22 protein-coding genes are annotated in these 18,768 nt (G+C 62.9%); 17 read left to right on the top strand and 5 right to left on the bottom strand.

The genetic code is table 11. From position 1 onward, the window contains the following. Positions 1-7: 7 nt before the first annotated feature. Complete coding sequence (locus N805_RS17045) at positions 8-565, bottom strand: NUDIX hydrolase (protein ID WP_019470342.1); 558 nt, start codon at positions 563-565, stop codon at positions 8-10. Between the two features lie 123 nt (positions 566-688). Between N805_RS17045 and N805_RS17040 the strand changes: the two genes are divergently transcribed. The 5 genes from N805_RS17040 (at position 689) to purT (ending at position 3,946) form a co-directional block, all read left to right on the top strand. Beyond that, positions 689-1,288 carry a CoA pyrophosphatase gene (locus N805_RS17040; RefSeq protein WP_019470343.1) on the top strand — a complete coding sequence of 200 codons (600 nt, stop codon included), beginning with the start codon at positions 689-691 and terminating at the stop codon, positions 1,286-1,288. 44 nt (positions 1,289-1,332) lie between these two features. Then, the gene (locus N805_RS17035) at positions 1,333-1,857 is read left to right on the top strand and encodes a gamma carbonic anhydrase family protein (RefSeq protein ID WP_016485138.1); all 525 of its coding nucleotides are present in this window, start codon (positions 1,333-1,335) and stop codon (positions 1,855-1,857) included. Then, positions 1,847-2,044: a DUF1289 domain-containing protein gene (locus N805_RS17030; protein ID WP_016501238.1), complete on the top strand. Its 198-nt coding sequence runs from the start codon at positions 1,847-1,849 to the stop codon at positions 2,042-2,044. The genes N805_RS17035 and N805_RS17030 overlap by 11 nt, the downstream gene beginning before the upstream one ends. Positions 2,045-2,220: 176 nt before the next feature. Further along, positions 2,221-2,688: a VUT family protein gene (locus tag N805_RS17025; RefSeq protein WP_010952556.1), complete on the top strand. Its 468-nt coding sequence runs from the start codon at positions 2,221-2,223 to the stop codon at positions 2,686-2,688. Positions 2,689-2,764: 76 nt separating this feature from the next. Then, positions 2,765-3,946 (top strand): formate-dependent phosphoribosylglycinamide formyltransferase, encoded by a 1,182-nt coding sequence (gene purT / locus N805_RS17020; RefSeq protein ID WP_016501237.1) that lies wholly within the window; start codon positions 2,765-2,767, stop codon positions 3,944-3,946. 38 nt (positions 3,947-3,984) lie between these two features. Here purT and N805_RS17015 read toward each other — a convergent pair whose 3' ends face one another. The 3 genes from N805_RS17015 to N805_RS17005 all read right to left on the bottom strand — a co-directional run bounded on the left by N805_RS17015 (position 3,985) and on the right by N805_RS17005 (position 7,583). Beyond that, complete coding sequence (locus N805_RS17015) at positions 3,985-5,283, bottom strand: MFS transporter (protein ID WP_019470344.1); 1,299 nt, start codon at positions 5,281-5,283, stop codon at positions 3,985-3,987. 275 nt (positions 5,284-5,558) lie between these two features. Then, positions 5,559-6,764 (bottom strand): transporter associated domain-containing protein, encoded by a 1,206-nt coding sequence (locus tag N805_RS17010; protein ID WP_019470345.1) that lies wholly within the window; start codon positions 6,762-6,764, stop codon positions 5,559-5,561. A gap of 9 nt (positions 6,765-6,773) precedes the next feature. Continuing rightward, complete coding sequence (locus N805_RS17005; RefSeq protein ID WP_019470346.1) at positions 6,774-7,583, bottom strand: cytochrome C assembly family protein; 810 nt, start codon at positions 7,581-7,583, stop codon at positions 6,774-6,776. Between the two features lie 313 nt (positions 7,584-7,896). Here N805_RS17005 and ffh point away from each other — a divergent pair, with 313 nt between their 5' ends. The 12 genes from ffh (at position 7,897) to N805_RS30010 (ending at position 17,700) form a co-directional block, all read left to right on the top strand. Next, positions 7,897-9,273 (top strand): signal recognition particle protein, encoded by a 1,377-nt coding sequence (gene ffh, locus N805_RS17000; RefSeq protein WP_012270758.1) that lies wholly within the window; start codon positions 7,897-7,899, stop codon positions 9,271-9,273. Positions 9,274-9,520: 247 nt separating this feature from the next. After that, a complete protein-coding gene (gene rpsP / locus N805_RS16995) occupies positions 9,521-9,772 on the top strand; it encodes a 30S ribosomal protein S16 (RefSeq protein ID WP_008094480.1) in 252 nt (83 codons plus the stop codon). A gap of 5 nt (positions 9,773-9,777) precedes the next feature. Beyond that, a complete protein-coding gene (gene rimM, locus N805_RS16990; RefSeq protein WP_016485144.1) occupies positions 9,778-10,314 on the top strand; it encodes a ribosome maturation factor RimM in 537 nt (178 codons plus the stop codon). Positions 10,315-10,317: 3 nt separating this feature from the next. Beyond that, positions 10,318-11,070 (top strand): tRNA (guanosine(37)-N1)-methyltransferase TrmD, encoded by a 753-nt coding sequence (trmD, locus tag N805_RS16985; protein WP_003252146.1) that lies wholly within the window; start codon positions 10,318-10,320, stop codon positions 11,068-11,070. A 42-nt stretch (positions 11,071-11,112) separates the two neighbouring features. Next, entirely contained in the window at positions 11,113-11,463 is a 351-nt protein-coding gene (gene rplS / locus N805_RS16980) for a 50S ribosomal protein L19 (protein WP_003252148.1), read from the top strand. 94 nt (positions 11,464-11,557) lie between these two features. Then, complete coding sequence (locus tag N805_RS16975) at positions 11,558-11,965, top strand: acyl-CoA thioesterase (protein WP_019470347.1); 408 nt, start codon at positions 11,558-11,560, stop codon at positions 11,963-11,965. A gap of 171 nt (positions 11,966-12,136) precedes the next feature. Then, a complete protein-coding gene (gene xerD, locus N805_RS16970; protein ID WP_003252154.1) occupies positions 12,137-13,033 on the top strand; it encodes a site-specific tyrosine recombinase XerD in 897 nt (298 codons plus the stop codon). Between the two features lie 153 nt (positions 13,034-13,186). Continuing rightward, positions 13,187-13,930, top strand: coding sequence for a thioredoxin fold domain-containing protein (locus tag N805_RS16965; protein ID WP_019473611.1), 744 nt, complete (start codon positions 13,187-13,189; stop codon positions 13,928-13,930). An 83-nt stretch (positions 13,931-14,013) separates the two neighbouring features. Further along, entirely contained in the window at positions 14,014-15,318 is a 1,305-nt protein-coding gene (locus N805_RS16960) for a homoserine dehydrogenase (protein ID WP_019473612.1), read from the top strand. Between the two features lie 61 nt (positions 15,319-15,379). Next, positions 15,380-16,789: a threonine synthase gene (gene thrC / locus N805_RS16955; RefSeq protein ID WP_019473613.1), complete on the top strand. Its 1,410-nt coding sequence runs from the start codon at positions 15,380-15,382 to the stop codon at positions 16,787-16,789. Positions 16,790-16,920: 131 nt separating this feature from the next. Further along, positions 16,921-17,340 carry a response regulator gene (locus N805_RS16950; protein WP_019473614.1) on the top strand — a complete coding sequence of 140 codons (420 nt, stop codon included), beginning with the start codon at positions 16,921-16,923 and terminating at the stop codon, positions 17,338-17,340. Positions 17,341-17,418: 78 nt separating this feature from the next. Next, the gene (locus N805_RS30010) at positions 17,419-17,700 is read left to right on the top strand and encodes a DUF3509 domain-containing protein (protein ID WP_019473615.1); all 282 of its coding nucleotides are present in this window, start codon (positions 17,419-17,421) and stop codon (positions 17,698-17,700) included. A gap of 178 nt (positions 17,701-17,878) precedes the next feature. On the opposite strand, the gene N805_RS16940 is transcribed toward N805_RS30010, so the two are convergent. Next, positions 17,879-18,754 carry a TIGR02285 family protein gene (locus tag N805_RS16940; RefSeq protein ID WP_019473616.1) on the bottom strand — a complete coding sequence of 292 codons (876 nt, stop codon included), beginning with the start codon at positions 18,752-18,754 and terminating at the stop codon, positions 17,879-17,881. Between the last annotated feature and the right edge of the window lie 14 nt (positions 18,755-18,768).

Genomic DNA, 18,768 nt, shown 5'->3' with positions numbered 1-18,768 from the left:
GCTTCTTCTAAGTAGAGGTGGAGGTCGACACTGTCATCGGCGCCAGGTACTCATGGCCTATGGGGTAGTGCTGCCCGATGCGGTCGCGATAGTAGCATTCTAGTGTGCGTGTGACGGTGCGGAAAGCCAGCTCGCCCCACGGAATCTCATGTTCTTCGAACAACCGCACCTCCAGGCTTTCGACACCGACGGCGAAGTCCAGGTCCGTCAATTCGGCGCGGAAGAACACATGCACCTGGTTGATGTGCGGCAAGTCGAACAGCTGGTACAGGCTGGTTGGCCCCACCCGGGCGCAGGCTTCCTCGACGGTTTCGCGACGGGCGGCCTGGTCGATTGTTTCGCCGTTCTCCATGAACCCGGCGGGCAGGGTCCAGAAGCCACGGCGTGGCTCGATGGCACGCCGGCATAGCAGCACCTGGCTGCCCCAGGTCGGTAGCACGCCGGCGACAATGTTGGGGTTCTGGTAATGGATGGTCTGGCAAGACTCGCAGACATACCGCAGGCGGCTATCGCCTTCGGGAATCCGCTGGGTGACCGGCTGGCCGCACGCGCTGCAGAATTTCATGTGAGGTTCCTTTTGTTCAAGGCTATCTTGGCGTGCAGGCAGGGCCGCCGCAAGCGTAGGGGCTTGGGTGCTTCGCGGCTTTGGTGCATCATGCAAGGCAGGCCTTGGATACGAGCGTGCGCAATGCTGGACGAGCTACTTCGCCGAATGAGCAACCACCAACCCGCATCACTGGAAACCGACCGGCGGTTCCCTGAAGCGGCGGTCCTTTTGCCCATTACCCGCAGCGAAGCGCCCGAGCTGGTCCTGACCCTGCGCGCCAAGGGCTTGTCTACCCATGGTGGCGAAGTGGCCTTTCCCGGTGGCCGACGCGACCCGGAAGACCCGGACCTGGTGTTTACCGCCCTGCGCGAGGCCGAGGAAGAGATCGGCCTGCCGCCTGGCTTGGTGGAAGTGGTAGGCCCGCTCAGCCCGCTTATTTCGCTGCATGGCCTTAAAGTGACGCCATTCGTCGGGCTTATTCCCGACTTCGTCGAATACCGCGCCAACGATGCCGAAATCGCGGCAGTATTCACCGTGCCGCTGGAATTCTTCCGCCAGGACCCGCGCGACCATACCCACCGTATCGATTATCAGGGGCGCAGCTGGTACGTGCCCAGCTACCGCTATGGCGAATACAAGATCTGGGGGTTGTCGGCGATCATGATCGTCGAACTGGTCAACGTACTGTTTGATGCCGGCATCAGCCTGCACCAGCCCCCAGAGCGTTACATCGAAAACTGAGCGGGGCCTACCCTGCCGTCTGCGTTCCAGCCTGAGGAGCATGCATGAAATACCGCCTGGGCGACCTGCGGGTCGAAAGCCACCCCACCAGTTGGGCCGCACCCAACGCCACGCTGATCGGCAACGTGCGCCTGCAAGCCAATGCCAGCGTGTGGTTTGGCGCGGTGCTGCGCGGGGATAACGAGCTGATCGATATCGGCGAAGGCAGTAACGTGCAGGATGGCACGGTGATGCATACCGACATGGGCTCGCCGCTGACCCTGGGCAAGGGCGTGACCGTTGGTCACAACGCCATGCTGCACGGCTGCACCGTGGGCGACTACAGCCTGGTCGGTATCAATGCCGTAATCCTCAACGGCGCGCGCATTGGCAAGCACTGCATCATCGGTGCAAATGCACTGATCGCCGAGGGCAAGGAAATCCCCGACGGTTCACTGGTGATGGGCTCGCCCGGCAAGGTAGTACGTGAATTGACCGAGCAGCAGAAGCGCATGCTTGAAGCCAGCGCCGCGCATTACGTGCACAATGCCCAGCGTTATGCGCAGGAGCTGGTGGTTGATGATGAGTAATGTGGTAGAGCGGCCGGTGGCCTCGCCGTGCGTAAGCATTTGCGCGCTGGACGAGCAGGACATCTGCACCGGCTGCCAGCGTACCGTGGCAGAGATTGGCCGCTGGGGGCGGATGGACAACGATGAGCGCCGGGCGGTGCTCAAGCTTTGCCATGAACGGGCAGTAGAGGCCGGGCTGATCCTGTAGGAGCGGCCTTGTGTCGCGATGGGCTGCGCAGCAGCCCCCTGCAATCTTCGGTGTGCATCAGAAACCCCGGGGCCGCTGCGCAGCCCATCGCGACACAAGGCCGCTCCTACAGGGACGGCGTTGCCTGTCGAGGGCGCCAGCGGTAATCTGTACGGCTTGCCCACAGACTACCCGCCATGTTCTATCTGATTGCCTACATCAGCAGCGTAGTGCTGATCAACTACGCCTTCTCCAGCGCCCCGCACCTGGACATCATCTGGTCCGCCTGGGGCGGCCTGGTGTTCATCCTGCGCGACATGGTGCAGACCCGCTTCGGCCATGGTGCCCTGGTTGCCATGTTGGTGGCCCTGGTGCTGTCCTATGTCACCTCCGAGCCGGCCATCGCCCTGGCCAGCGCCACCGCGTTTTTCATTTCCGAGCTGATCGACTGGCTGGTGTTCAGCATTACCCGCCGGCCGCTGCGCGATCGCCTGTGGCTCAGCTCGGCGCTGAGCATCCCGGTGGATACCTTCATCTTTTTCGGCATGATCGGCGCCCTGACTCCGGCGGTGATCGGCACCGCCATGGCGTCGAAGTTCGCCGGTGTCACTGCCGTATGGCTGGCCATGGCATTTCGCGCCCGACGGGCCGCCGTCGCCGGTTGATGGTGTAGAATAGCGGTCCTTTTTCAGCGGGCGGCGCAAAGCCTGGCGCGGCCCCGGACGCCTTCGAGGACCTGAAATGACCCGTATCGGAACCCCCTTGTCGCCCACCGCGACCCGTGTACTGCTGTGCGGCTGTGGCGAGTTGGGCAAGGAAGTGGTGATCGAGCTGCAGCGCCTGGGCGTCGAAGTGATCGCCGTCGACCGCTACGCCAATGCCCCGGCCATGCAAGTGGCGCATCGCAGCCACGTGGTCAACATGCTCGATGGCGTTGCCCTGCGTGCGGTGATCGAGGCCGAGAAGCCGCACTATATCGTCCCGGAAATCGAAGCCATCGCCACCGCCACCCTGGTCGAGCTGGAAAACGAAGGTTTCAACGTGGTGCCGACCGCCCGCGCCACGCAGTTGACCATGAACCGTGAAGGCATCCGCCGTCTGGCCGCCGAAGAGCTGGACCTGCCGACCTCGCCGTACCACTTCGCCGACACCTATGAAGACTACGCCAAGGCCGTGGCCGATGTGGGTTACCCGTGCGTGGTCAAGCCGGTGATGAGCTCGTCGGGCAAAGGCCAGAGCCTGCTGCGCAGCGATGCCGACCTGCAGAAGTCGTGGGACTACGCCCAGGAAGGCGGCCGCGCCGGCAAGGGCCGGGTGATCGTCGAGGGCTTCATCGACTTTGAATACGAAATCACCTTGCTGACCGTGCGCCACGTCGGCGGTACCACCTTCCTGGAGCCGGTTGGCCACCGCCAGGAGAAGGGCGACTATCAGGAGTCGTGGCAGCCGCAGGCCATGAGCCCGAAAGCGCTGGCCGAGTCGCAGCGCGTGGCCAAGGCCGTCACCGATGCCCTGGGCGGTCGCGGCCTGTTTGGCGTGGAACTGTTCGTGAAGGGCGATCAGGTGTGGTTCAGCGAAGTGTCGCCGCGCCCGCATGACACCGGCCTGGTCACCCTGATTTCCCAGGACCTGTCGCAGTTCGCTCTGCATGCCCGTGCCATTCTCGGCCTGCCGATTCCGGTGGTGCGTCAGTTTGGCCCGTCGGCGTCGGCGGTGATCCTGCCAGAAGGGCAGTCGCAGCAGACCAGCTTCGCCAACCTGGGTGCAGCGCTGAGCGAGCCGGATACGGCCATTCGCCTGTTCGGCAAGCCGGAAATCAACGGTACCCGCCGCATGGGCGTGTGCCTGGCACGTGACGAGTCGGTCGAGCTGGCGCGGGCCAAGGCGACCCGCGCTTCGCAGGCGGTCAAGGTCGAGTTCTGATTCGAAACCGAAGGGGGCCGCAACGCGGCCCCAATTGCTTACAGCTCGGTATTACGGGTCTCTTTAAGGCACAGCACCGCAATCAGGCTGATCACCGCCGCCACCGACACGTATCCCCCCACCCAGCTCAACCCGCCCATGCTGACCAGCTTCTGGGCAAAGAACGGTGCCGCCGAGGCCCCGACAATCCCGCCCAGGTTATATGCCGCCGAAGCCCCGGTGTAACGCACGTGGGTAGGGAACAGTTCAGGCAGCAGTGCCCCCATCGGCGCAAAGGTCACGCCCATCAGGAACAGCTCGATGGCCAGGAACAACGCCACCCCCGTCGTCGACCCCGACGTCAGCAGCGGTTCCATGGTAAAGCCCGAAGCGACCGCCAGCAGGCCGCCGACGATCAGCACCGGCTTGCGCCCGTAGCGGTCGCTGAGCCAGGCCGACAATGGCGTGGCCAGGGCCATGAACACCACCGCGAAGCACAGCAGGCCAAGGAACGTCTCGCGGCTGTAACCCAGCGTGGTCACGCCATAGCTCAGCGAGAACACCGTGGAGATATAGAACAGCGCGTAGCACACCACCATCGCCGCAGCGCCCAGCAGGGTGGGCACCCAGTAGTTGGAAAACAGCTCGAACACTGGCATTTTCACCCGCTCGTGGCGGGCAACAGCCTTGGCGAATACCGGGCTTTCTTCGAGCTTCAGGCGCACATACAGGCCAACCAGCACCAGCGCCGCACTGAGCAGGAACGGAATACGCCAGCCCCATTCACGGAACTGCTCGTCGCTGAGCGTCAGGGCCAGGGTCAGGAACAGGCCGTTGGCGGCCAAAAAGCCGATAGAAGGGCCCAGCTGCGGGAACATGCCGAACCAGGCGCGCTTGCCTTCCGGGGCGTTCTCGGTGGCCAGCAACGCCGCGCCACCCCATTCACCGCCCAGGCCCAGGCCCTGGCCAAAGCGCAGCAGGCAAAGGATGATCGGCGCCCACACGCCAATGCTGTCATAGCCTGGCAACACGCCGATGGCCGTGGTGGACACGCCCATCAGCAGCAGCGAGGCAACCAGGGTCGATTTGCGGCCGATGCGGTCGCCAAAGTGGCCGAACAGCGCCGAACCCAGCGGGCGGGCGAGAAAGGCGATGCCGAAGGTGAGGAAGGCCGCCAGCATTTGCGCGGTGCCCGACCCGGACGGGAAGAACACCGGGCCGATCACCAGGGCCGCAGCGGTGGCGTACACGTAGAAATCGTAGAACTCGATGGCGGTGCCGATGAAGCTGGCAGTGGCTACTCGCGCGGGCGAGTTGACCGGCGCGGCAGGCGCTTGGGCATAGGTGCTGCTTGTCATTAAGTAGGTCCCTGACAGTCTGGTCCAGCTCCATGGGCATGGCCCGCGGCGGCGTGCTGAGCAAAAGGGCAGGCACGGTTGCGCGGGCGCCGGAGCGTTTTGTTGTTGTGTGCGCCCGACTGACGATAGCCCAAGGGGGGTAGGGGCGGCGCGGGCACTGTTCGGGGTGTTGAAGCAGGACCGCAGGGCGTGTCAGTGGAGCGGACTGGCCGTGGAACGCCGGGTGCGGGTAGCGGGCGTGGCGGCGGGGCTGGGTAAGCGTGACCCGAGTATAGCTATCGGGTCACGGTCCACACCAGTACCTTGCTGGCACAATTGTCCTCTGTTTCGAGGATTTCCAGGCGATAGCGGCCGATCTTCAGGCAAACGGCGCTTTCCGGGATGCTTTCCAGCGCTTCGGTAACCAGCCCGTTAAGGGTTTTTGGCCCGCCGTCGCAGGGCAGGTGCCAGCCCAGGGTGCGGTTGATTTCGCGCAGCGAAGCGTTGCCGTCGATGACGAAGGTGCCATCGGGTTGCGGGTGTACGTGGGGGTTTTCCAGGCTTTGTTCGTCCTCGAACTCGCCAACGATCTCTTCGAGGATGTCTTCCAGGGTGACGATGCCCTGCACCTCGCCGTACTCGTCTACCACCACACCCAGCCGGCGCTGTTGCTTGTGGAAGTTCAGCAGCTGCATTTGCAAGGGCGTGCTTTCTGGCACGAAATAGGGTTCGTAGCAGGCGCCGTGCAGTGCCTCCAGGGTCAGCTCGCCCTTGGGCAGCAGGTGGCTGATCAGCTTGGTGTTGAGGATGGCTTCGACCTGGTTGATGTCGTTGTGGTAGACCGGCAGGCGGGTGTGGCGGCTGACGATCAACTGCTCGATGATGCGCTCGATCGGCTCGTCGAGGTTGATGCCGTCCACCTCGTTGCGCGGTACCAGGATGTCGTTGACGGTGATCTTGTCCAGCGACTGCAGGCCGTCGAGCAGGCCATGGCGGGGTGTTTCGTGCTCCTCGTCTTCGTCGAAGTCGTCGGCTTCCTGCGGGTGCAGGGCCACGGCCGTGGGTTGCACGCGAAACGGGCGCAGGAGCAGCTTGGCGAAACCGTCCAGCAGGCAGGCCACTGGCTGCATCAGGGCGAGGGGCACTTTCAGCAGGCTGGTACCCAGGTTGACGCATGCCTGCGGGTTGCGCCGTGCCAGGCGCCGCGGCAGGTATTCGGCAAACACCAGCAGGGTGAGGGCGGCGGCCAGCCCTGCCAGCCAAAAGCCGTGCTCGCCGCTATGGCGCTGGCCGACCAGGCAGGCCAGGCCCAACACCAGCAGCTTGCCCAGGCTGGCGCAAAGCACCAAGGCTTGGGCCGGGAGCACGGGCTGGCCGTCCTCGTGGGGGCGCAGCGTGCCATTGAGCTGCAGGCGGGCGGCATCTACCGTGGTGAACAGCGCCGACCACAGCAGCGCCAGTGCCAGGGTGCCGAAGAGCGGTGCGTACGGCAGTGTGTCCATGAGCGGCCGTCAGATATGCAGGATGAATTCGCGAACCAGCTTGCTGCCGAAATAGGCCAGCATCAGCAGGCAGAAACCGGCCAGCGTCCAGCGGATGGCCTTGTGGCCACGCCAGCCCAGGCGGGTGCGGCCCCACAGCAGTACGCTGAACACCACCCAGGCGACACAGGCCAGCAAGGTCTTGTGTACCAGGTGCTGGGCGAACAGGTTGTCGAGGAACAGCCAGCCGGAGATCAGCGACAGCGACAGCAGGCACCAGCCGGCCCAGAGAAAGCCGAACAGCAGGCTTTCCATGGTTTGCAGGGGCGGGAAATTGCGGATCAGCCCGGACGGGTGCTTGTTCTTCAGCTGGTGGTCCTGCAGCAGCAACAGCAGCGACTGGAACACCGCGATGGTGAACAGCCCGTACGCCAGGATCGACAGCAGGATATGCGCGAGGATGCCCGGCTCTTCGTTGATCAGCGGTACGGTGCCAGGTGGTGCAAACTGCGCCAGCAGCGCGGTGACCGCACCCAGCGGGAACAGCAGCACCAGCAGGTTTTCGACCGGTATGCGCAGGCAGGCCAGCAGGGTCAGGCCGATGACGGCCACGGCGATCAGGCTGGCGGCGCTGAAGAAATCCAGGCTCAGGCCCAGCGGGGTGATCAGCTGGAAGTACAGCGCACCGGCCTGGGCGAGCACCGCGAAGGTACCCAGCAGGACGAGCAGGCGCTTGTCGGACTTGCGGCCCTGGGCCAGGTGCGAGCCCTGGTAGATGGCCGCCGCTATATATAGGCCGGCAGCGATCAGGTTGGGGATGAGGCTGGGAGAGGAGACCATAAGTCCTGGTTGGCGAGCCTTAAAGAGACGGAGTTTGGCATAGATTCCGCTGATCAAGGAAGACTGAAGGCTTGTGTCAGGGCATTCGCGGGCTCGCCCGCTCCCACAGGTACCGCGTAGGTCCGCAACCGGGTTGAAATTCTGTGGGAGCGGGCGTGCCCGCGAAGAGGCCGGCACAGCCACCGAATATCTCCCAAGGTGTGCGCCGCCGCCGCACTTCGCTATAATCGCCGCCTTGCTGTGCCCGGCGGGTGTGTATTTCCCCCAGGGTGCCTGACAAACCTCGGCTTTTACTGGGCCTGAAAGGATCACCATGTTCGAAAACCTGACCGACCGCCTGTCACAGACGCTGCGCCATGTCACCGGCAAGGCCAAGCTGACCGAAGACAACATCAAGGACACGCTGCGCGAAGTGCGCATGGCCCTGCTCGAGGCCGACGTTGCCCTGCCGGTGGTGAAGGATTTCGTCAATAGCGTCAAGGAACGTGCGGTCGGCACCGAAGTGTCGCGCAGCCTGACCCCGGGCCAGGCGTTCGTGAAGATCGTCCAGGCCGAGCTGGAAAGCCTGATGGGCGCGGCCAACGAAGACCTCGCGCTCAATGCTGCGCCGCCTGCCGTGGTGCTGATGGCCGGCCTGCAGGGCGCCGGTAAGACAACCACCGCCGGCAAGCTGGCGCGCTTCCTTAAAGAGCGCAAGAAAAAGAGCGTGATGGTGGTGTCCGCCGACGTCTACCGTCCGGCGGCGATCAAGCAGCTGGAAACCCTGGCCAACGACATCGGCGTCACCTTCTTCCCGTCCGACATCAGCCAGAAGCCGGTGGCCATTGCCGAAGCGGCCATCCGTGAAGCCAAGCTGAAGTTCATCGATGTGGTCATCGTCGACACCGCCGGCCGTCTGCACATCGACGCCGACATGATGGACGAGATCAAGGCGCTGCACGCAGCAGTCAAGCCGATCGAGACGCTGTTCGTGGTCGACGCCATGACCGGCCAGGACGCCGCCAACACTGCCAAGGCCTTTGGCGAGGCCCTGCCGCTGACCGGCGTGGTGCTGACCAAGGTTGACGGTGACGCCCGTGGCGGTGCTGCGCTGTCGGTGCGTGCCATTACCGGCAAGCCGATCAAGTTCATCGGTATGGGTGAGAAGACCGAGGCCCTCGAGCCGTTCCACCCCGACCGCGTCGCTTCGCGCATCCTCGGCATGGGCGACGTGCTCAGCCTGATCGAGCAGGCCGAGCAGACCATCGACAAGGCCAAGGCCGACAAGCTGGCCAAGAAGCTGAAGAAGGGCAAGGGCTTCGACCTCGAAGACTTCCGCGACCAGCTGCAACAGATGAAGAACATGGGCGGCCTGGGCGGCCTGATGGACAAGCTGCCGAGCATCGGCGGGGTCAACCTGTCGCAGATGGGCAACGCCCAGGGCGCGGCCGAGAAGCAGTTCAAGCAGATGGAAGCCATCATCAACTCCATGACCCCGGCCGAGCGCCGCGACCCTGACCTGATCAGTGGTTCGCGCAAGCGCCGTATCGCCCTGGGTTCCGGTACCCAGGTGCAGGACATCGGCCGGCTGATCAAGCAGCACAAGCAAATGCAGAAGATGATGAAGAAATTTTCCGCCAAAGGCGGCATGGCCAAGATGATGCGTGGCCTGGGCGGGATGCTGCCAGGCGGCGGCATGCCGAAGCTGTAACCCCTATTGCGCAAGCCTGCCTTTAGCTGGGCAGGCTTCCACAACCCCCGCCCCGGCGGGGCAACTGCCGTTGATTTAGCGGCTAAACCGGCAAATCTGGACGGTGGGGCAATGCCTTGCCGAAAAAGTCATTTGCAAATGTCCGTGTATTCCCCGAGAATATGCGGCCTTTTGGGCACCCGTGTGCCTATTTGGCATTCAGATTTGCAGTACAAACTGCAACACCGACTATAGGAACGATGTTCACATGGTAACCATTCGTCTGGCCCGTGGCGGCTCGAAAAAGCGCCCATTCTACCACCTGACCGTGACCAACTCGCGTAACGCCCGTGACGGCCGTTTCGTTGAGCGCGTTGGCTTCTTCAACCCGATCGCATCGGGCGCCGAAGTCAAGCTGTCGGTCAACCAAGAGCGCGTCACCTACTGGCTGAGCCAGGGCGCACAGCCGTCTGAGCGTGTTGCTCAGCTGCTGAAGGACGCTGCCAAGGCCGCTGCCTGAACAGTATGAACGCGACGCCAGAAAAGGCTGACGACCTCATCGTCGTTGGCAAGATTTTTTCGGTTCACGGCGTTCGCGGCGAGGTGAAGGTGTATTCCTTTACCGATCCGATTGAAAACCTGTTGGATTATCCCGGCTGGACGCTTCGGCACGAAGGCAAGGTAAAGCAGGTCGAGCTGGTCAGCGGTCGTGGCTCCCAAAAGGGCCTGGTCGTGAAACTGAAAGGCCTCGATGATCGTGATGAAGCCCGTCTTCTGAGCGGTTACGAAATCTGCATTGCGCGGAGCCTTTTGCCCAACCTGGCTGCCGACGAGTACTACTGGTACCAGTTGGTAGGTCTGAAGGTCATCAACCAGGACGAACAGCTGTTCGGCAAGGTCGATCACCTGTTGGAGACCGGTGCGAACGATGTAATGGTGGTCAAGCCCTGCGCAGGCAGCCTGGATGATCGCGAGCGTCTGTTGCCCTACACGGCGCAATGCGTGCTCGACGTCGACCTGGAAGCAGGCGTGATGCGGGTTGAATGGGACGCGGACTTCTAAACGATGGGTAACCTTCGCGTAGACGTCATCACGTTGTTCCCCGAGATGTTCTCGGCCATCACGGAGTACGGCATTACCAGCCGCGCGGTGAAACAGGGGTTGCTTCAGGTGACTTGCTGGAACCCGCGGGACTACACCACAGATCGTCACCACACGGTAGATGATCGGCCGTTTGGCGGTGGTCCGGGCATGGTGATGAAAATCAAGCCTCTGGAAGACGCCCTGGTTAGCGCCAGGCAAGCGACTGGAGCTGCGGCGAAGGTGATCTACCTCTCGCCACAAGGCCGCAAGCTGACTCAGCAGGCGGTCAAAGGCCTGGCCGAACAGGAATCGTTGATCCTGATCGCCGGTCGTTATGAAGGCATCGACGAGCGCTTTATCGAGGCTCATGTCGATGAGGAGTGGTCGATTGGCGACTATGTGCTTTCCGGTGGCGAGCTGCCGGCCATGGTACTGATCGATGCGGTTACACGGCTGCTGCCCGGAGCTTTAGGGCATGTGGACTCGGCGGAAGAAGATTCCTTCACCGACGGTCTGCTGGATTGCCCGCACTACACCCGACCTGAGGTGTATGCGGATCAGCGTGTTCCCGACGTGTTGCTAAGTGGCAACCATGCACATATCCGGCGTTGGAGGATGAAGCAGTCCCTTGGTAGGACCTTCGAACGACGCGCCGATCTTCTGGAAAGTCGCTCGCTTTCTGGAGAAGAGAAGAAGCTGCTCGAGGAATACCTCCGCGAGCGGGACGATAGTTAAACGTATCGATGGTGGATCGCGTATCCATCTTAGGAGCACAGCATGACCAACAAGATCATCCAGCAGCTCGAAGCCGAGCAGATGAGCAAGGAAATCCCGACCTTCGCACCAGGCGACACCGTTGTTGTCCAGGTTAAAGTGAAGGAAGGTGAGCGTTCCCGTCTGCAGGCGTTCGAAGGCGTTGTTATCGCCAAGCGTAACCGCGGTCTGAACAGCGCCTTCACCGTGCGCAAGATCTCCAGCGGCGTTGGCGTAGAGCGTACCTTCCAGACCTACAGCCCGCAAATCGACAGCCTGGCCGTGAAACGTCGTGGTGACGTGCGTAAAGCCAAGCTGTACTACCTGCGCGACCTGTCCGGCAAAGCCGCTCGCATCAAGGAAAAACTGTCCTGAGTACAGTTTGCCCGGTGGCCAAGGCCGCCTAGCGAGAAAAAAGCAGCCTTCGGGCTGCTTTTTTGCGTTTTGAACCCCCGAAGATGTGATTGCCATGACTACCCGAGACCAGGAAATCCAGCGCCGCACCGAGTTGTCGGTGACCCGCGTGACCAAGGCGGTGTTCCCCAACACCACCAACCACCACAACACCCTGTTCGGCGGCACCGCCCTGGCCTGGATGGACGAAGTGTCGTTCATTGCCGCCACGCGCTTCTGTCGCCTGCCGCTGGTGACCGTGTCCACTGACCGCATCGACTTCAAGCACCCGATCCCGGCGGGCTCGATCGTCGAGTTGGTGGGCTCGGTGATCAAGGTCGGCAATACCAGCCTGCAGGTGCAGGTGGACGTGTTTGTCGAGAACATGTACCTGGACGGCCGTGAGCGGGCGATCCACGGGGTGTTCAGCTTTGTCGCCATCGACGAGGACAAGCGCCCGGTGCCCGTTTTGCCCCAGGCCTGAGCTTTTCCTGTGGCGGCCCTTTCGCGGCTAAAGCCGCTCCCACAGGGGTAAACAATTCCTGATCCTGTGGGGAGCCCTGTGGGAGCGGCTTTAGCCGCGAAGAGGCCAGTACAGACAACCTGTCAGCTGCTGTGAAACACTAAGCCAACGTCCAACACCCAGCAGTCCCGAATGCCCGCCCTAGACCACCCCCTGATCGACCAGTTTCTCGACGCCCTGTGGCTTGAAAAAGGCCTGTCCGACAACACCCGCGTGTCCTATCGCAGCGATCTGGCACTGTTTAACGGGTGGCTGCAGGAGCATTCGGTTTCCCTGCCCGATGCCGGCCGTGACCTGATCCTCGACCACCTGGCCTGGCGCCTCGACCAGGGTTACAAGCCGCGCTCCACCGCGCGCTTCCTGTCTGGCCTGCGCGGTTTCTTCCGCTACCTGCTGCGGGAAAAGCTGGTAGCGATTGACCCGACCCTGCAGGTCGACATGCCGCAACTGGGCAAGCCGCTGCCCAAGTCGTTGTCCGAAGCCGACGTGGAAGCCCTGTTGCAGGCCCCGGACCTGGGCGAAGCCATCGGCCAGCGTGACCGGGCCATGCTCGAAGTGCTCTATGCCTGCGGACTGCGCGTCACCGAACTGGTCAGCCTGACCCTCGACCAGGTCAACCTGCGCCAAGGTGTGCTGCGGGTGATGGGCAAGGGCAGCAAGGAGCGCCTGGTGCCCATGGGCGAAGAAGCGGTCGTGTGGCTGGAGCGCTACCAGCGCGATGGCCGCGCCGAGTTGCTCAATGGCCGCCCCAGCGACGTGCTGTTCCCCAGCCAGCGCGGCGAACAGATGACCCGCCAGACCTTCTGGCACCGCATCAAGCACCATGCCCGGGTGGCAGGTATCGACAAACCGCTGTCGCCGCACACGTTGCGCCATGCGTTCGCCACCCACTTGCTCAACCATGGTGCTGACCTGCGCGTGGTGCAGATGCTGCTCGGCCACAGCGACCTGTCGACTACCCAGATCTACACCCACGTTGCCAAAGCCCGCTTGCAGCAGTTGCACGCGCAGCACCACCCGCGTGGATGAATGTTTTTCATGTTCCGCCGACTGGTCCTCGCAAGCCCCTTCACCGGTGGTGTGATGTGGTAGGCTTGGGCGGTTTGCACCAAGGGCCGCACGGCCACCGCGTATTTTCCGCAGGTGGCGCCCTCCGGCCCCTGTCCGCCTTCAGGAGTTCCCATGCGCGTGACCCAGTTTTTCGCCGCCGCCGCGTTGGCGCTGGCCAGTACCTTTGCCGTTGCTGCGGCAACCGATGGCAATGCCGGGGCCGAGCAGGCCATCCGTAAATCGTTGCAAAACCTCGAGCTGGAAGTACCGGTAGAAAGTGTGGCCAGCAGCCCGCTAAACGGCCTGTACGAAGTCAAGCTGCAGGGCGGCCGCGTGTTGTACGCCAGTGCCGACGGCCAGTTCGTGATGCAGGGCTACCTGTTCCAGATCCAGGACGGCAAGCCGGTCAACCTCACCGAGAAGACCGAACGCCAAGGTGTCGCCAAACTCATCAACGGCATTCCAGCCGCCGAGATGGTGGTTTATCCTGCCAAGGGCGAGACCAAGTCGCACATCACCGTGTTCACCGACACCACCTGCCCGTATTGCCACAAGCTGCACGCCGAAGTGCCCGAGCTGAACCGTCGCGGTATCGAAGTGCGCTATGTCGCCTTCCCGCGCCAGGGGCTCGGCTCGCCGGGTGACCAGCAGCTGCAGGCGGTCTGGTGCTCCAGCGACCGCCGCGGGGCGATGGACAAGATGGTCGAAGGTGAAGAGATCAAGGCTGCCAAGTGCGCCAACCCGGTCGGCAAGCAGTTCCAGCTGGGCCAGTCGATCGGCGTCAATGGTACCCCGGCTATCGTCCTCGAAAGCGGCCAGGTCATTCCGGGCTACCAGCCGGCACCGCAGGTCGCCAAGCTGGCACTTGCCAAGTAATCCAATTCAGTACGCCGTCGTCATGGGGTGACGGCATGTTTCACGGTCGGCGAAAGTGTCGGCCGTTCAATGGGGAGTTCACAGTGAAACCGGTCAAAGTAGGCATCTGTGGGTTGGGGACCGTCGGTGGCGGAACCTTCAATGTACTTCAGCGCAACGCCGAGGAGATTGCCCGCCGTGCCGGGCGCGGTATTGAAGTGGCACAGATCGCCATGCGCTCGCAGAACCCGAACTGCCAGATTACCGGTACCCCCATTACCGCTGACGTGTTCGAAGTTGCGAGCAACCCGGAGATCGATATTGTCGTCGAGCTGATCGGTGGCTACACCATCGCCCGCGACCTGGTGCTCAAGGCCATCGAAAACGGCAAGCATGTGGTCACTGCCAACAAGGCGCTGATTGCCGTGCATGGTAACGAAATCTTTGCCAAGGCCCGCGAGAAGGGTGTGATCGTCGCCTTCGAAGCGGCCGTGGCCGGTGGCATCCCGGTGATCAAGGCCATCCGCGAAGGCCTCTCGGCCAACCGCATCAACTGGCTGGCCGGCATCATCAACGGCACCGGCAACTTCATCCTCACCGAAATGCGTGAGAAGGGCCGTGCCTTCCCGGACGTGCTGGCCGAAGCCCAGGCGCTGGGTTACGCCGAAGCCGACCCGACCTTCGACGTCGAAGGCATCGACGCCGCGCACAAGCTGACCATCCTGGCGTCCATCGCTTTCGGCATTCCGCTGCAGTTCGACAAGGCCTACACCGAAGGCATCACCCAGCTGACCACTGCTGACGTGAACTATGCCGAGGCCCTGGGCTACCGCATCAAGCACCTGGGCGTGGCGCGTCGCACCGCCGAAGGCATCGAGCTGCGCGTGCACCCGACGCTGATCCCGGCCGACCGCCTGATCGCCAACGTCAACGGTGTGATGAACGCCGTGATGGTCAACGGTGACGCTGCCGGTTCCACCCTGTACTACGGTGCTGGCGCCGGCATGGAGCCTACCGCTTCGTCGGTGGTCGGCGACCTGGTCGACGTGGTCCGTGCCATGACGTCCGACCCGGAAAACCGCGTACCGCACCTGGCCTTCCAGCCAGACTCGCTGTCGGCCCACCCGATCCTGCCGATCGAAGCCTGCGAAAGCGCCTATTACCTGCGCATCCAGGCCAAGGATCACCCGGGCGTACTGGCCCAGGTGGCCAGCATCCTGTCGGAGCGGGGCATCAACATCGAGTCGATCATGCAGAAGGAAGCCGAGGAGCAGGACGGCCTGGTGCCGATGATCCTCCTGACCCATGGTGTGGTCGAACAGAGCATCAACGACGCCATCGTCGCCCTGGAAGCCCTGCAGGACGTGATTGGCAAGGTCGTGCGCATCCGCGTCGAACAGCTCAACTGACAAAATTATTGCCGTCGGGCCGCCAGTGCGGCCCCGGCCCCAGCATCGAAGGTTTGCACCCATGCGCTATATCAGTACCCGCGGCCAGGCACCGGCCCTGAATTTCGAAGACGTGCTGCTGGCTGGCCTGGCCAGTGACGGCGGCCTGTACGTGCCGGAAAACCTGCCACGCTTCACCCAGGAAGAAATCGCTTCCTGGGCTGGCCTGCCATACCACGAGCTGGCCTTCCGCGTGATGCGCCCGTTCGTTGAAGGCAGCATCGCCGACGCCGACTTCAAGAAGATCCTCGAAGAAACCTACGGCGAGTTCGCCCACGCTGCGGTCGCCCCGCTGCGCCAGCTGAACAGCAACGAGTGGGTGCTGGAGCTGTTCCACGGCCCGACCCTGGCGTTCAAGGACTTCGCCCTGCAACTGCTCGGCCGCTTGCTGGACCACGTGCTGGCCAAGCGCAACGAGCGCGTGGTGATCATCGGTGCCACCAGCGGTGACACCGGTTCCGCCGCCATTGAAGGCTGCCGCCGTTGCGACAACGTCGACATCTTCATCCTGCACCCGCACCAGCGCGTGTCGGAAGTGCAACGCCGGCAGATGACCACCATCTTCGGCGACAACATCCACAACATCGCTATCGAAGGCAACTTCGACGACTGCCAGGAAATGGTCAAGGCCAGCTTCGCCGACCAGTCGTTCCTCAAGGGCACCCGTCTGGTGGCAGTCAACTCGATCAACTGGGCACGCATCATGGCCCAGATCGTCTACTACTTCCACGCAGCCCTGCAGCTGGGCGGCCCGGCGCGCTCGGTGGCGTTCTCGGTGCCCACCGGCAACTTCGGTGACATCTTCGCCGGCTACCTGGCGCGCAACATGGGCCTGCCGGTCAGCCAGCTGGTCGTCGCCACCAACCGCAACGACATCCTGCACCGCTTCATGAGCGGCAACCAGTACGTCAAGGACACCCTGCACGCGACCCTGTCGCCGTCGATGGACATCATGGTCTCGTCCAACTTCGAGCGCCTGCTGTTCGACCTGCATGGGCGCAACGGCGCCGCCATTGCCGAGCTGATGGCCAACTTCAAGCAAGGTGGCGGCTTCAGCGTCGAGCAAGGCCGCTGGACCGAAGCACGCAAGCTGTTCGACTCGCTAGCGGTAAGTGACGAGCAAACCTGCGAGACCATTGCCGAAGTCTTCGCCGCCACCGGTGAAGTGCTCGACCCGCACACCGCGATCGGCGTCAAGGCTGCACGCGAGTGCCGCCGTAGCCTGGACACGCCGATGGTGGTGCTGGGTACCGCACACCCGGTCAAGTTCCCGGAAGCGGTGGAGAAGGCGGGTGTAGGCAAGGCGCTGGAACTGCCGGCACACCTCAGCGACCTGTTCAGCCGTGAAGAGCGTTGCACGGTACTGGCAAATGACCTGAAAGCAGTGCAAGGCTTTGTCAGCCAGCACGGTAACCGCGGCAAGCCGCTGTAACTGCGTTGCGTTCTGGGGCTGCCGAGCAGCCCCAAAATCTCAGCCTTTTCCCACGGGGCCCTCAGAAAAGTCCTATTCGGCCCGCCGAACGCCTAACCTAAATTAGCCGGTCCTCCCACCAGGAGCGGCATATGCACCAGCCCTACGTGTTGATCCACCAGGCCCGCCCATCCCACCAGATCCTCCTGCACCAGGCCCTCAACGCCCAAGGTATGTTCAACGTGCGCATCAGCGCGAACGCTACCGACCTGGACGCCTGCCTGACCGCTGAACGTTGCCCCGACCTGCTGATTCTCGACCATGCCATGCCAACCCGGGCTGGCCTTTCTTTGCTCGCTCGGCAGCATCGATCACGTGCGTTGCTGTTCGTTGGCCAACCCACACCCAAGCACCAGGACCTTGCCCAGGAGGCAAGAAAGCGGGGCCTCTGGGTGCTCGCCGAACTCCCCTGGCCGCTTTCGTCCACGCGCCTGCAGCGTGCCTTGCAAGTGTTGCACGTGCGCCCGTGGCCGCGTATTCAAACTGTCACGTCTGCCCCGCATGCTCACTGAAACAGCCGCGGATAACGAACTTTGCGCTGCGCCTGTTGGTCAGTTCCTTTATATCCCACCACGCAGCGAGTGAACCGGATGGAAAGAATCTGCAAACTGCTCAACGACGCCCTGACTCCCTATCAGGCCCAGCTCGGCATCGCTGATGCCAGCGGTAATCGCCAATTGACCGTTCACGACCCCGTTGCCGGCATTACCCTGCGGCGCACGGTTAGCGAGCGTCAGTTGCAGGAACAACGCCTGTTGATTGATTTGGTAGATGGCCTGCACCGTGACTTGCAGATCGCCGAAGGGCGTTTGCAGCCTTGTGTGATCGCGGCGCTGCAGCAGCGTCAGCAACCTAGGGGAACCTTTGCCTGAGTGGTTTATCAGACAGTGTGAGGGTAGCCAGCCAGAGCTTTGCTCCGGCGCTGGCAAGGCTGCCTCGGGAAGCCTCAATCGGCTTTCGCTTGGCCCCGGGCGTCCTCCCCAGCGTCCGGGGTTTCTTTTTTCTGACTAAGCACATTTCCCTGTAGGAGCGGCCTTGCCGATCGACCAGCTATTGGTCTTGGAAAAAGCGCTTGCTGTCTTCCAGATAGTCTTCCTGCAACGCCGGGTCCAGCCAGCGCGCATACAACGCTGGCAACACATCCCGGCGCAGTGCAGGTAACAGCTGATCGATATGCGCGATGGCATCGCGCCCCAGAGGGCTGTCCGAGCAACCCACATGCAGAAACTGGTAGCGCTCTACCCCCTGCACCGGATGAAACTGGTAATCCGCCAGTGCCCCCCCTTGCTGCTGGATCAGATAGCGCACCTCCGGCCAGTAGCCGAGGACCATGCGCAGGCGCCCCAGCTGTTGCATCTGTAGCAGGTTGGCGGTCGCCTCGTTGCCGTAGTGGCGGCTGAGCATGCTGTCGGGCAACTGGCGCAGGATGGCGTCGATCTGGGTGCCGTAGCTGCGTTCTGCAACAATCCCCAGCTTCAGCGAATCGTTGCTCAGCAGGCCACGCAGGTCGACCTGCTGGCCATCGAGGTACGGTGCCACCAGCGCCTGGTTTTCCTTGCGCAGCACCAGGCCACCGCTGAGGACGCCCAGCGATGGCCTGGAAAAACGCACATACTCGGCACGTTCCGGGGTCCATAGCAGGGTAGGGTCGCAAGTGAAGCTGTTGCGGTCTTGCAGCATCTGGATGCCACGGGCGCGGTTGACCCGCACAATGCTGTGGTCGTATTCGGGCATCTGCCCGATCAACAGAGGCAGCAACTGGTCGATCACCCCTTGGCCTTCTTCCGGGCCTGCAAAAATGGTGAACGGCGGCAGGTCACGCACCAGCCAGAAGAGGCGTTCCTTGGCGCTGACAGGCTGCAGCAGCAATGCGGGCAGTAGCCCGCACAGCAGGATCAGGTGGCGTAACCCGCGGGCAGCGCGCATGGGCGAGGGCGGCG

It is taken from the genome of Pseudomonas putida S13.1.2 (genome assembly GCF_000498395.2).
GTDB lineage: Bacteria > Pseudomonadota > Gammaproteobacteria > Pseudomonadales > Pseudomonadaceae > Aquipseudomonas > Aquipseudomonas putida_Q.
This window is presented reverse-complemented; position numbering and strand designations above follow the sequence as displayed.

Bases quoted from the DNA above. Each gene is read 5' to 3' on its own strand.
- rplS (WP_003252148.1), top strand. From the start codon at position 11,113: ATGACCAACAAGATCATCCAGCAGCTCGAAGCCGAGCAGATGAGCAAG.
- thrC (WP_019473613.1), top strand. From the start codon at position 15,380: ATGCGCTATATCAGTACCCGCGGCCAGGCACCGGCCCTGAATTTCGAA.
- xerD (WP_003252154.1), top strand. From the start codon at position 12,137: ATGCCCGCCCTAGACCACCCCCTGATCGACCAGTTTCTCGACGCCCTG.
- purT (WP_016501237.1), top strand. From the start codon at position 2,765: ATGACCCGTATCGGAACCCCCTTGTCGCCCACCGCGACCCGTGTACTG.
- N805_RS16940 (WP_019473616.1), bottom strand. From the start codon at position 18,754: ATGCGCGCTGCCCGCGGGTTACGCCACCTGATCCTGCTGTGCGGGCTA.
- N805_RS17040 (WP_019470343.1), top strand. From the start codon at position 689: ATGCTGGACGAGCTACTTCGCCGAATGAGCAACCACCAACCCGCATCA.
- N805_RS17015 (WP_019470344.1), bottom strand. From the start codon at position 5,283: ATGACAAGCAGCACCTATGCCCAAGCGCCTGCCGCGCCGGTCAACTCG.
- N805_RS16975 (WP_019470347.1), top strand. From the start codon at position 11,558: ATGACTACCCGAGACCAGGAAATCCAGCGCCGCACCGAGTTGTCGGTG.
- ffh (WP_012270758.1), top strand. From the start codon at position 7,897: ATGTTCGAAAACCTGACCGACCGCCTGTCACAGACGCTGCGCCATGTC.
- N805_RS17010 (WP_019470345.1), bottom strand. From the start codon at position 6,764: ATGGACACACTGCCGTACGCACCGCTCTTCGGCACCCTGGCACTGGCG.
- N805_RS17035 (WP_016485138.1), top strand. From the start codon at position 1,333: ATGAAATACCGCCTGGGCGACCTGCGGGTCGAAAGCCACCCCACCAGT.
- N805_RS30010 (WP_019473615.1), top strand. From the start codon at position 17,419: ATGGAAAGAATCTGCAAACTGCTCAACGACGCCCTGACTCCCTATCAG.
- N805_RS17045 (WP_019470342.1), bottom strand. From the start codon at position 565: ATGAAATTCTGCAGCGCGTGCGGCCAGCCGGTCACCCAGCGGATTCCC.
- rpsP (WP_008094480.1), top strand. From the start codon at position 9,521: ATGGTAACCATTCGTCTGGCCCGTGGCGGCTCGAAAAAGCGCCCATTC.
- rimM (WP_016485144.1), top strand. From the start codon at position 9,778: ATGAACGCGACGCCAGAAAAGGCTGACGACCTCATCGTCGTTGGCAAG.
- N805_RS17005 (WP_019470346.1), bottom strand. From the start codon at position 7,583: ATGGTCTCCTCTCCCAGCCTCATCCCCAACCTGATCGCTGCCGGCCTA.
- N805_RS17030 (WP_016501238.1), top strand. From the start codon at position 1,847: ATGATGAGTAATGTGGTAGAGCGGCCGGTGGCCTCGCCGTGCGTAAGC.
- N805_RS16965 (WP_019473611.1), top strand. From the start codon at position 13,187: ATGCGCGTGACCCAGTTTTTCGCCGCCGCCGCGTTGGCGCTGGCCAGT.
- N805_RS16950 (WP_019473614.1), top strand. From the start codon at position 16,921: ATGCACCAGCCCTACGTGTTGATCCACCAGGCCCGCCCATCCCACCAG.
- N805_RS17025 (WP_010952556.1), top strand. From the start codon at position 2,221: ATGTTCTATCTGATTGCCTACATCAGCAGCGTAGTGCTGATCAACTAC.
- trmD (WP_003252146.1), top strand. From the start codon at position 10,318: ATGGGTAACCTTCGCGTAGACGTCATCACGTTGTTCCCCGAGATGTTC.